The organism is Methanoculleus sp. UBA208 (assembly GCF_002498065.1).
Classification (GTDB): domain Archaea; phylum Halobacteriota; class Methanomicrobia; order Methanomicrobiales; family Methanoculleaceae; genus Methanoculleus.
The window spans coordinates 1-12,160 of sequence record NZ_DAFZ01000008.1 but is presented as its reverse complement, the minus strand read 5'-3'; the positions used below and the strand labels follow the sequence as shown (position 1 = coordinate 12,160).

Sequence of the window (12,160 nt, the reverse complement as noted above, 5' to 3'; positions counted from 1 at the left end):
CCATGCCGCCCATGCCGCCCATCTCTTCCATACCCGGGCCACCCGGAGGTGCAGCGGACTTGGAAGCGGCGATGACATCGTCGATCCGGAGGATCATGATGGCGGCCTCGGCAGCGCTTGCGATTGCCTGGGTCTTCACCCGCAGGGGTTCGACGACGCCGGCCTTGAGCATATCGCCGGATACGGCGTTGAAGACGTCGAGGCCCATGTATTTCGCGTTCGCCCCGCCTTTCTCGTGAGAGGCACGGAGGGCGACGAGCATGTCGATCGGGTCGAGACCCGCATTCTCGGCGAGGGTTCTCGGGATGATCTCGAGCGCGTTTGCAAACGCCTCGATGGCGAGCTGGGCGCGCCCGCCGACACTTGCGGCGTGCTCGCGGAGCCGAAGCGAGAGCTCGATCTCGGGCGCACCGCCGCCGGCGACGAACTTCTTGTCCTCGACGGCAACACTGACGACCCGGAGCGCGTCCTCGATGACGCGGTCGAGTTCATCGACGACGTGCTCGGTGCCGCCGCGGATGATGATCGAGACCGCCTTGGGGTTCTCGCACTCGGTGACGAAGATCATCTCCTCACCGGAGACCTTCTTCTCCTCGACACTGCCCGCCTTTCCGAGTTCCTCGGGTGCGATGGCATCTATGGAGCTGACGATTGCCGCACCGGTGGCGCGGGCGAGCTTCTCCATGTCGCTCTTCTTGACGCGCCGCACGGAAAAGATGCCGGCCTTCGCCAGGTAGTGCTGGGCGATGTCGTCGATGCCCTTCTGGCAGAAGAGGACGTTTGCGCCGCTTCCGACGATCTTGTCTACGATGCCCTTGATCATCCGCTCCTCTTCGTCGAGGAACATCTGGAGCTGGTCGGGGCTCGTGATGCTGATCTCGGCGTCGACTTCGGTCTTCTTGAACTCGACGGCGGCGTTCAGGAGCAGGATCTTCGCGTCCTTGACCGCACGGGGCATGGCGGGGTGCACGCGCTCCTTGTCGATGATCATGCCTTCGACGATCTCGGAGTCCTCAATGGACCCGCCGACTTTCTTCTCGACCTTCACGAACTCGGTGTCGACGCTGCCGTCGGCGTCGGCGACCATCGTGATAGCCTTGACGACGAGCTCGGTGAGTTTCTCCTTTGCGACCTCGGCGCCCTTGCCGGTCATGGCGGTGTCGGCAAGCTTGCGGAGCATCGCCATGTCGTCGGGCTTGACGTCGACGGCGATCTCGTCGAGAATCTCCTGCGCCCTGTCGGCGGCCATGCGGTAGCCGTGGGCGATGACCGTGGGGTGTACATCCTGGTCAAGGAGGTCCTCTGCACGCTTCAGGAGTTCGCCTGCGATCACCACTGCGGTCGTGGTGCCGTCCCCGACCTCGTCGTCCTGGGTCTTGGCGATCTCGACCATCATCTTCGCAGCCGGGTGCTCGATATCCATCTCCTTCAAGATGGTCACGCCGTCGTTCGTGATGACGACGTCGCCGATGGTGTCGACGAGCATCTTGTCCATGCCCTTGGGCCCGAGCGTTGTCCTTACAGCGCTTGCGACGGCCTTTGCGGCAGCGATGTTGCCCGACTGTGCGTCACGGCCACGGGTACGCTGGCTACCCTCTTTCAGAATAAAGATTGGTTGTCCTCCAAGACTTGACATAGGTATCACCGTTGTTAAGCGATAGAAAGGTAGGTTTGTAGTTCTATATAAAGTTATTCACTCGTTTATCATATCTATGAGTTCCGAGCCGTCTTCGAGGGTGTGGAGATGCTCTTCGCCGATAAGGAGGGTTTTGCCGATTTTTTTCTGCTTTTTGTAATCCGTGACGACGCAAACCGCAAACGTCTTCGTGATCTGGGAGAGGTTGCCGATGAGCGAAGCGCGCTTTACGATCTTCTGGGAGGTGCCGTATGCCGTCAAAATCGTATGCCGATCAAAGAGGGCCAGCGCCTGGAACGGGGCCTGCCGCATGGCGTGGATCTCCATCCCCATGCGTTCGAGATCGACGAGGATGTCGCCGGTCGTGGATTCCGGAGGGTTCTCGGGCTCCGGGGAGCGGTAGCCGACGAGCTCGATCGTCTCGACGAGCGGGGCGTTGAAGAGCTCCTCGAGTCTGATGGCGACGTCGAGCGTGGTGCCCATTCCGCTCTCGTACTTGCTGATGGTCCGGCGGGAGACCCCGAGGTGCGACGCGAGATCCCCGAGCGACATCCGGGAGCGCTCACGCACCTCCCGCAGGAGGTCGCCCCTGATCTTCACGTAAAGGCCGCCGGGAGAGGCGTAGACCATCGGCGAGAGTCCTTCCACGAAGTAGTCGTAAAGCGTCTCGGGATTGAGGGCAAAGAGTCCGTAGCGGATGTAGACGACGCCGCGCTCGAGATCCGTATCACGCGCCCGCTCTCCGACGATGAGAGGGGTTGCTTCCAGGTACCGGGCGATCAGGTTGAGATCCCAGGCGATGTCGGCGCTCACGCTGTCGATATGAGAGACGACTTTGATGATGACGAGGTTGTCGCCTTTCTTCGCGATAAGGTCGAAACTTCGCGGACGGATGTTGCACCGCTCCGAGACGTCGAAGTCACTAAGGAGCATGATGCTGATGACCATCTGGGGAAGGCGATCCTGCGACATAACCCGTAAGAATCGATATAGCCGGAGAATAATATAAACTATAGGGTATGTGGATCGGGATCGACGACACGGATTCTCCTGGCGGGATGTGCACCACTTATATCGGGGCGGTTCTGGTGCGGCGGCTCGCGCATGTCGGAGTCCGTGTCATCGACGCCCGCCTGGTCAGGCTGAACCCGAACGTCATCCACAAGACCCGGGGGAACGCGGCGGTCTCTATCGAGGCCGAGGGGGATGCGGAGACGGCCTTCGCGCTCGCCACCGCGTGCGTCGAAGAACTCGCGGAGTTCGGCGACAAAAAGACCAACCCGGGGGTGGTGGTCTCCGAGACCCGCCCGCCGCCGGACTTTTATTATGCGGCGCTCCGGGACTACTGCACCGTGGACGAGGCGATCAGGGTGCTCGAGGCGGCCGGGGCCCTGTATCGGGGCTACAAGAACCGGCGCGGCCTCATCGGCGCAACGGCGGCGATCGCAAGCGACCTTCCCGACCGGACCTGCGAGCTGCTCGCCTACCGGAAGCGCCCGGCGTGGGGGACTCCCCGGCAGGTGGACGCCGAAAGCCTCTTTCGCGCCGAGGAGAAGACCTACCCCCACACCTGGGACACGGTCGACCGGGAGAACGGCGTGGTGGTCGGGGTGCCCCATACACCCGACCCCGTCCTCTTCGGCATCAGGGGGGAGAGCCCCGCCTGGGTCCGGGAGGCGCGATCCTCTGTCCGCTCCGAGGAGCCGGCCTGCGAACAGATCTACACCACCAATCAGGGGACGGATGCCCACCTCGTCCCGGGAACGATCAAAACGCTCCGGGAGGGGCGGTCGTACCTGGTGCGGGGCACGGTCGCGGGGTCCCCGACGACCGGGGCCGGCGGCCACGTCTCGTTCCTTCTTTCGGACAGCGGCGCTGAGGTTCGCTGCATGGCCTACGAGCCGACCAAGGGGTTCCGGGACGTCGTGAGGAAGCTCGTCCCCGGCGACGCGGTGACCGTAGCGGGGAGTTACAAGGGAGGGAGCCTGAACCTCGAGAAACTCGGGATCGCCCGCCTCGCCGACGCTGTCCGGATCCGCCCGCCGGTCTGCCCGGCCTGCGGAAGACGGATGACGAGCGCCGGAACCGGCAAAGGCTACAAGTGCAGGATCTGCGGCGAGCGCAGCCGCGAGCCCCGGGTCGAGCTGATCGAGCGGCACCTCAAGCCCGGGTGGTACGAGGTCCCCCCCACCGCCCGCCGGCATCTGGCACGGCCGCTGGTGCGCGGCGTCCCGGCGTGGGAAGAGATCGTGCTCCAGTCGGGCCGGGAGTGCGACGCCCCCCCCATTGCGTCAACTAAATGAACTTTACAAAAAAAGATTTATAATGTTTGTGTGTTAACTTATCCCCTGGTGATCCCGTGCCGACTATCTGCGGCGAAAGTATGCATGCCCCGACCTGTCCGTCCGCGACGGTGCCACCATGGCGGACGGGGTTTTGCGGCAGGCTGTACGAGTTCGCGGCCGAGTATGCACGGAACGAAGACGAAGGTAGCCCTCCGGGTACTCTTCCGTTTCCGGCCCGAAAGTCCGCTCTCTAGAGAGATGGTCCGGATATACCGGACTCCCGACACGGCGGGACGAGTGGGATCATCCCGTGTCGAATAACCAGTCATCCCCTGTCTGGCAGCGGGGGCCCGACCACCGGGCTCCCGCAACATCATGGCATTTTTGGCAGGACATTCCTTTCACCCGACGGGCACTCCCCGGCGGCCTCGCGAAAAGACAATCCATTATCGTGCATGAATACCAATACCTCTCGTACAGAAGCTGGTGTAACAGTATCATGACCTTCAAGTATGGGGATGCGGTACAACAGGCACGGGTGCGCCCCGGGATGACGGTCGGCGAACTCGTCGATGAACTCGGGAAAGCCGGGGCCTACAACGGGGGATCCCTCTGGCAGGCGGTCAACATCTACGAGCGGATGCTCCGCGACGAGAAAGCGCTGAAGTTCTTCGGCCTCTCGGGCGCCATGGTACCCGGCGGCATGGGCGGCATCGTCGCCGATCTCATCGGGCGCCGACACATCGACGTGCTCGTCTCGACCGGGGCGAACCTCACCCACGACGTCATCGAGGCGATCGGCTGTCACCACTACCACGGAACCTGTGAGGTCTCCGATACCGAACTCTGCGAGGAGGGGATCAACCGGATCTACGACATCTTCCTCCCGAACAATGCCTTCATCCGGTTCGAGGAGTTCCTGCAGGACGTCTACTCGTCCCTCCCTGAAGGATCGACGGTCTCGATCTCCGATCTCCTCGGCCGGATCGGCAGCCGGCTTGACTCGGGGATCCTTTCCGCGGCGGCAAAGGCCGGGGTGCCGGTCTACTGCCCCGCCATCCAGGACTCGATGATCGGGCTGCAGTACTGGCTCTTCTCCCAGACACACAGGGTCACGGTCAGCGCGTTTGCCGACATGCCCGGGCTCCTTGACCGGTGCTTTGAGGCCGAGCGGGCCGGCACCATCCTCGTCGGCGGCGGCGTCCCGAAGAACTACATCCTGCAGAGCAAACTGATGACCGAGAGCGGGTTTGACTACGCGGTGCAGCTCACCGGCGACCGGCCGGACCTCGGCGGTCTCTCGGGCGCGACGCTCGACGAGGCCCGCTCGTGGGGCAAGCTCACCGGGGAGGCCACCGCCGCCACGGTCTACGGCGACGCGACCATCAACCTGCCGCTCCTCGTGGCCGCAACCCTGGAGAGGCTGGAAGAATGACCGAGCTCATCCTCTCTCTCGACGTGCTCGACCGGAAACGGGCGGTGAGCATCGCGAAGTCCTGTGCACCCTTCATCGACGCGATCAAGGTCGGCTACCCCCTTGTTCTCTCGGCCGGCCTTTCTATCGTCGGGGACCTGGCCGATCTGGCCCTGCCGCTCATCGCCGACTTCAAGGTCGCTGATATCCCCAACACCAACCGCCTCATCTGCGAAGCGGTCTTCTCGGCCGGGTTCGACGCCGTGATCGCCCATGGGTTCGTGGGAGCCGATGCCGCCAGAACCTGCGTCGAGGTGGCGCACAACCACAGCGGGGCGGCGTACATCGTCGCCGAGATGAGCCATCCCGGGGCGACCGAGTTCTTCCACGGTGGTGTGGCCGAAAACCTCGCGACGCTCGCCGTCGCCTGCCGGGCCGACGGTATCATCGCTCCGGCCACCCGCCCGGAACGGATCGCACGGCTCCGGGGGATCGTCGGCAACAAGGCGATCTACTCGCCGGGCGTGGGGGCACAGGGAGGCGACCTCGATACGGTGGCACGGCTGGTCGACGGGGTCATCGTGGGCAGGAGCATCTACGAGGCAGAGGACCCGGCGGCCGAAGCCGAACGCTTCTCCCGCATCCGCCGGTGATGAGTTCTCCGTTCCGATCCCCCGGGAGATGACGAACCCTATGAGTGGTCTGAGGCGGATGCGGCTCACCCCGCATCTGAAGAGTTATATATTCTCTTGCAGATACTGGTATCATGAACTGGAGCCACGAACAGCAGAAACTGGCGGAAAAATACCGGAGCCTCGACGAAATCCCCGTAGACGAGCGGCGGTACAAGTGCCACACCTGCCACTTCGTCGTGGACGAGACCCCCTGCCCCCACTGCGGTGAAGTGTCGCTTGAGGTCATGTGCCCGCTCGACCACTGCGACTGCCACCACTCGATCGTCGAGAGTATCGAATACTGCCCGCTCTGCGGCCACGCCGTCTGCCCGGAGTGCGGGAGCCACGACGTCGTGCAGATCAGCAGGGTCACCGGGTACCTCCAGGACGTTGCAGGCTGGAACGCGGGCAAACAGCAGGAACTGAAAGACCGGGTCCGCTACTCCGTCGTATGAGATATTTTGTCAGGGACGATACTCTTTTCCTTCGCGGCCGGTTCAGGGCGGCGAGCACCGGCGTCAACGGTGGTATCGCCGATGTAACGACGGTCTTGAACCATACGGTGCCCCATGACTTCGAGGGCGAACCGGTGCGCCATCTCGAACTTCTCGCCGCCCGGCACGGCCTTTTCAGAGATTACTTCGGCCTCCTGACCGCCGTTGATATGCGCCACCTCTGCGTGCTCCAGTACAACTTCGTCACGGTCTTCATCACCGCCGGGGTGACCAACCCGACAGCGCCCCCTACCGCTCCGCACACCATCAACATCATCGTCTACAGCCGGGAGTGGATGTGTGATGCGGCGCTTCTCGAGACGATCGTCACCGCGACGGGGGCGAAGGCCCAGGCGCTCCACAACCTCGGCTACGACTTCCCCGGGACCACCACGGATGCGGTCGCCGTCGCCTGCGAGCGCGATGCCGCCATTTTACACACCTACGCCGGGACGCTGACCGAAGTCGGCCGACGGGTCCATGCGGCCGTCCTCTACGGCCTCCCGGAGGCTCTCGCACGGCAGCAGGGCGAGGTCCGGCGGAGCGAGCCGTCGTTCTTCATCTACAGCCGCTACGGCGGGGAGCACTGGGTGGAATGGCAGAAGGAGAACTGCCCCTACTACCCCTGCCACTTCCCGGGACAGCGCTGCGACTACTGTTACTGTCCCTGCTACCCCTGCGCCGACGAGGAACTCGGCGAATGGGTCGAAAGTTCGAACGGCGGCAAAATCTGGGGATGCGCCGGCTGTACGCTCCTGCACGTCCCGGGGATTGCAGACTACATGAAAAGAAATCCGGAGGCCGCTCTCGCCGAACTCAAGCGCCTCCGGGACCGGTTATAATAGAGTTTTACGCCTCGGCAACACCGAGAGCGGAGAGCATCTCTTCGAGAGGGATGCCGTGCGCCTGGGCGGCTTCCCGGATTGTCTCGTTATTTGCGATGGCGCAGCCAAGGCAACCCATTCCGAACCGGAAGAGTACCTGTGCCGATTCGGGCTTCTCCCGAAGGAGGTCCGCGATTGTACTGTCCGCAGTTAATGCCATGCAGCTGATGTTGTCTTTGCCTCTATATATACATTCAAGGATCCGGCGCGGCGTTCTGCGATTCACCCGCAGATGCAGGCAACCCCGCCGCGCCCGTAAATCCCGTCATCCCAATCCGCGGGGAGCATGGAAACCGCCCTGAAACGGAGATGGTTGCCGTGCCCGCGCCTCTTCCCAAAAAGGCTGCATCACGGGGCTTCCAGGGCAGGCTCCAAACTTACTTTCACCCCGCGGGCCCGAGGCTTAATACCCTGATGAGATGAAGTACAGACTGGAGATGTAAGTATGAACCTATCAGAGGTAACAGAGAGAATCTCCCGGAAACTTGAAGCAAAAGGCGCACAGCCCGATCGGCAGAAGATCGAATCACGCCTCCGCCGTCTCGCCGAGGAGTTCGGCGTCAACATCGACGAGGCCGAACGGACCGTGACGGCCGATCTCGCCCGCGAGCACAACGTCACCGGTGTCGGGAGCTCCTCCACCGAGCTCCGCCCGATAAGCGAGATCGTCCCCGGCGAATGGGTGACAATCGAGGGGAAGATCGTTGCACTGACCCCGCCCGTCTCACCCTCGATCGCGCAGACCGGGATCATCGCCGACTCGAGCGGCGCCATGCGTTTTGTCGCCTGGGCCCGGGGGAACCCTCCAGCGATGGAGTACGGCCACTGGTACCGGCTCGAATCCGCGGTCGTCGACGAGTACAGGGGTGCGCCGAACCTGAAGATCCACTCGGGCACCACCATCTCCCGGATGGAGAGGGATGCACCGCTCCTCCCCTCGATCACGCCGATCGCCGAGCTGAAGCCGGGCATCGGGAGCGTGCGGGCCAAGGTCATCCAGGACTGGGACGTCACCCACGACCGGATGCTCCAGACGGGGCTCCTCGGCGACGAGACGGGCACCATCAAGTTCGTCATCTGGAAGGAGGAAGGGAAAGATCGGCTGGAACTCGACACCGTCTACAACATCTTCTACGCCACCGTCGACGAGTACAATGGCAGGCTCTCCCTTGCCCTGAACACCGCGATGTACATCGCCGACGAGGGCGATATCGAGGTCGGGCGGGCCGAGACCGAGATCCAGGGGGCTCTCGTCCACATCGCTCCCGGCTCAGGCCTGATCAAGCGCTGCCCGGTCGAGGGCTGCAACCGGACGCTCTCCCGGCAGAACTACTGTCCGGTGCACGAGATCCAGCCCGAGTTCCGCTACGACCTCCGCATAAAAGCGGTCCTCGACGACGGCATCCGCGCCCGAAACGTCCTGATGCAGCGCGAGGTCGTCGAGGCCCTCACGGGGATCACGCTCGATGAGGCAGTTCAGATCGCCGAGACGAACCCGCTCGGCATGGACGAGATCTTCTACCGCATCAGGAACACGGTGCTCGGGCGCTACTACACCTGCAGCGGGAGCGAGTTCGGCGGCAGGCTGCTCGTCAACTCCTGCACCCCGATCGCGTTTGAGCCCGAAGAACTGGCCGCACTGCTGAACCGCGCCGGAGGTGAGCCGGCATGAAGCCTCAGAGCGCATTCGAGCGCGAACCGGCACGCAGGGTATTTGCATCCGAACTCCGCGAGACCCGCTACCAGTTCAGGGACGGCGACGACGAGAAGAGCCCGACCTACGTCATACTCCCGACCGGGATCCGGAGCAACCGGATCTTCATCGTCGGGACCCTCACCGAGAAGCAGCGGCAGGGCGACCAGAACGTCTTCTACCGCGGGAGGGTGGTCGACCCGACGGGCACCTTCTTCATCATGGCCGGGTCCTACCAGCCCGAGGCGATGCAGCAGCTTGCCCGGATCGAGCCGCCAGCGTTCGTCGCCGTCGTCGGCAAACCGAACCTCTACACGACCCCGGACGGGAACTGCCTGGTCTCGGTCCGCGTGGAGTCGATCGCGGTCGTGGACCGCGAGACCCGCGACCTCTGGGTGCTGGATACCGCCCGCGAAACCCTGGACCGGCTGGATGCGTTCGGCACCACCGACGACTCCCGGAAGGCTCAGGAGGAGTACGGGACGCAGCCCGACGTATACCGGAAGATCGTCTACGACGCCCTCACCCAGGTGCAGCTGTAGGGCCGCGGTCTATCTCCGAAACTCTTTTTTTTGATGGGATAGCGACATCGATTAGCGAACTTCGTGTTCCTCGCGTGAGACTTTGTTTACGCCTCTACCGTCAACTCACACGAGGGACACGGAGTCCAGTGCCCGTGGTACTGCGAACCTTTCTTCAGGTGTTGCGCGAGACTGCATCGTTACCGGACCAGAACTTGTGAAGTACTGAGGCTGCTGCTCGATAACAGATATCAAAATGAGTGAGTTACTGAAGCCCTATTCTGTCTTACAGATAACCTTGATCTTCTCCGACTCATCGTATTGGATGCACTCATCCAGCGCTTCCGCCCCGACAGCAGCCTCGGCGGCACTGATGGTGACCTTCGCTATCTTGACAAAAACCTCCGGGTACCGCTCGTAGAACCGCTCGGCGACAACCCGGCGTCTTCTGCTGACCTGCGTTGTTACGGCATACGTCTCATTCTCCTGGATACCCGACCCGCGTGCTCTTGCGAGCAACTCCTTGTGCAGTTTTTCCGCCTGACGCAGTTCTCCACGTAAATCCCGGATATACCCCTGCAAAGCATAGGCCTCTTCGAGAAGGGCATCATCGGGGATCTCTTCGGGTGGAGCAGGAGCCTGATCCGGGACACCTGTATGTGTCGGCGACAGAGTTCCTTCTGACACCGTCAGGTCATGATGATCATTGCCGGACAATGCCGTGGCATCTCCGGCGCCGGGGCTCAGGCCCATACCGCGCTCATCGCCCGGATGCTGCCGGCTCCGGTAATCACGGATTGCAGAGGTGATGATATCACCAAATTTCTGCAGTTTTGCATGACCTACACCCGGGATGGTCGCAAACTCCTCAAGAGTCCCGGGGTACCGGCGGGCGATCTCCTTCAGGGTTCTATCGTGGAACACCATGTAGGGAGGGATATCCAGATCTTCTGCAAGTGCCTTCCGAACGCTTCGTAGTTCTTCAAAGAGAGAGGCGTCAAAGGGTCTCTCATTCTGACCCGTCTCCCCTCTGTTGCGGACTTGCGAACCATTCGGCCTGCTGAGCTGGACCGTCTCATCTCCAGACAGGATAGCCTGACTGCGCTCGTTCAGGGTGACGACCGGGTACTGATCGGAACTCTGATCCAGGTAACCGTTCGCTACGAGCTGACGTATGAACGAGCGACATTCCTCGCTTGAATACCCATTCCCCGAGTTGTATACAGACAGGTTCTGATGATCTCTCGCCAGTACGTTTCTGCTCCGGGAGCCAGTGAGAACGTCTGCAATGTGCGTTATGCCGAAACTTCCCGGCAATTGAGAGATGCAGTTTATGATCTTCGCGGCAATCTCCCGCCCGTCGATGAACTCATCCGGCAGCATGCAGACATCACAGGCCCGGCACGGCACCTCGGTGAGGGTCTCGCCAAAATACCTGAGCAGGTGTTGCCTGCGGCATTGGGTGGTCTCACAGTACGCAACCATGTCGCTGAGTTTCCGCACGGCCCGCGGGTAATACTCCGGCTCCGGGTGGTTCAAGCCATCTCGCTCAATGGAATACAGGCATCTCTGTCGATCACCAGGACTATAAAACAAGATACAATCGCTTTCTTCACCATCCCGGCCTGCACGTCCGGTTTCCTGTGCATACGATTCCAGATTTCTCGGCATATCGTAGTGGATGACAAACCGCACGTCGGGCTTGTCGATGCCCATCCCAAAAGCATTGGTTGCGCAGACGACGTCGATCTCGTCTCTGATAAACTCCTCCTGCACGCGGTTGCGGAAACTTCCCGGGAGATCCGCATGGTAGGGCTGAGCACGGACACCATCTTCCTGTAACTTCTGCGCGACCTCTTCCGTGCGCTTCTTGCTTGAGAAGTAGATGATCCCCGACCTGTTCGGGTTGTCCCTCAGGTAATCGAGGAGTTGAGGATATGCGTCCTTTTTGCCGGTAACGACATACTGCAGATTCTTCCGGTTGAAACTCCCGACATACACAGCCGGGTTACTGAGGTTGAGTTGCTTCTGGATGTCCCGCTGGACCTCCGGCACGGCAGTTGCCGTCAGGGCGATCAGGGGAACCTCCGGGAACACCTCCTTCAAAATGCGCAACCGGCGATATTCCGGCCTGAAATCATGGCCCCACTCAGAGATACAGTGGGCTTCATCGACGGCAACGAGTGTCACGTTCAACTCGCGCAGGGTGTCCAGGAAACGTGCCTGCACCACCTTCTCAGGCGACACGTAGAGCAGGCGGAGCCGCCCCGCTTCAAGGTCCGCGAGGGTTCTGGCCATCGCATCGTAAGAGAGTGAACTGTTCAGGGTAGCCGCAGGGATCCCCTGTGTCACCAGCGAGTCGACCTGATCCTTCATAAGAGAGATCAGGGGCGAGATCACGACCGTCAACCCTCCGGTCACGAGAGGGGGTATCTGGTAACAGAGGGATTTACCACCACCGGTTGCAATGACGGCGAGAACATCCCTCTTCTCAAGGATATTGTTGATGATCTCTTCCTGATACGGTAAAAAAGCAGAATATCGGCTCTGTTGAAACCC

At 61.8% G+C, this 12,160-nt stretch carries 11 protein-coding genes; 7 read left to right on the top strand and 4 right to left on the bottom strand.

Annotated features, from left to right (window positions below; translation table 11 throughout):
* Positions 1-1,636: thermosome subunit alpha (thsA, locus tag BRA62_RS00515; protein ID WP_292364086.1), on the bottom strand; the 1,636-nt coding region annotated here is incomplete at its 3' end.
* 57 nt (positions 1,637-1,693) lie between these two features.
* On the bottom strand, positions 1,694-2,608 hold the full coding sequence (locus BRA62_RS00510) for a transcriptional regulator (protein ID WP_292364085.1): 915 nt from the start codon (positions 2,606-2,608) through the stop codon (positions 1,694-1,696).
* Positions 2,609-2,655: 47 nt separating this feature from the next.
* Here BRA62_RS00510 and BRA62_RS00505 point away from each other — a divergent pair, with 47 nt between their 5' ends.
* From BRA62_RS00505 to BRA62_RS00485, 5 genes are all read left to right on the top strand, one after another.
* Entirely contained in the window at positions 2,656-3,939 is a 1,284-nt protein-coding gene (locus BRA62_RS00505; protein WP_292364083.1) for a tRNA(Ile)(2)-agmatinylcytidine synthase, read from the top strand.
* A 481-nt stretch (positions 3,940-4,420) separates the two neighbouring features.
* Positions 4,421-5,356 carry a deoxyhypusine synthase gene (locus BRA62_RS00500; RefSeq protein ID WP_292364082.1) on the top strand — a complete coding sequence of 312 codons (936 nt, stop codon included), beginning with the start codon at positions 4,421-4,423 and terminating at the stop codon, positions 5,354-5,356.
* Positions 5,353-5,988, top strand: coding sequence for an orotidine-5'-phosphate decarboxylase (gene pyrF, locus BRA62_RS00495; RefSeq protein WP_292364081.1), 636 nt, complete (start codon positions 5,353-5,355; stop codon positions 5,986-5,988). The genes BRA62_RS00500 and pyrF overlap by 4 nt, the downstream gene beginning before the upstream one ends.
* A gap of 113 nt (positions 5,989-6,101) precedes the next feature.
* Positions 6,102-6,464, top strand: coding sequence for an anaerobic ribonucleoside-triphosphate reductase (gene nrdD, locus BRA62_RS00490; RefSeq protein ID WP_292364079.1), 363 nt, complete (start codon positions 6,102-6,104; stop codon positions 6,462-6,464).
* Entirely contained in the window at positions 6,461-7,345 is an 885-nt protein-coding gene (locus tag BRA62_RS00485; protein WP_292364077.1) for an adenosylcobinamide amidohydrolase, read from the top strand. Before nrdD ends, BRA62_RS00485 begins: the two co-directional genes overlap by 4 nt.
* Positions 7,346-7,352: 7 nt before the next feature.
* On the opposite strand, the gene BRA62_RS00480 is transcribed toward BRA62_RS00485, so the two are convergent.
* Positions 7,353-7,547, bottom strand: a complete 195-nt coding sequence (locus tag BRA62_RS00480) for a DUF1858 domain-containing protein (protein ID WP_214020804.1) — start codon at positions 7,545-7,547, stop codon at positions 7,353-7,355.
* 285 nt (positions 7,548-7,832) lie between these two features.
* Here BRA62_RS00480 and BRA62_RS00475 point away from each other — a divergent pair, with 285 nt between their 5' ends.
* Both BRA62_RS00475 and BRA62_RS00470 read left to right on the top strand, forming a co-directional pair.
* Complete coding sequence (locus tag BRA62_RS00475; protein WP_292364075.1) at positions 7,833-9,059, top strand: nucleotide-binding protein; 1,227 nt, start codon at positions 7,833-7,835, stop codon at positions 9,057-9,059.
* Positions 9,056-9,622 carry an RPA family protein gene (locus BRA62_RS00470; RefSeq protein WP_292364074.1) on the top strand — a complete coding sequence of 189 codons (567 nt, stop codon included), beginning with the start codon at positions 9,056-9,058 and terminating at the stop codon, positions 9,620-9,622. Before BRA62_RS00475 ends, BRA62_RS00470 begins: the two co-directional genes overlap by 4 nt.
* A gap of 255 nt (positions 9,623-9,877) precedes the next feature.
* Here BRA62_RS00470 and recQ read toward each other — a convergent pair.
* Positions 9,878-12,160: DNA helicase RecQ (gene recQ / locus BRA62_RS00465; protein ID WP_292364073.1), on the bottom strand; the 2,283-nt coding region annotated here is incomplete at its 5' end.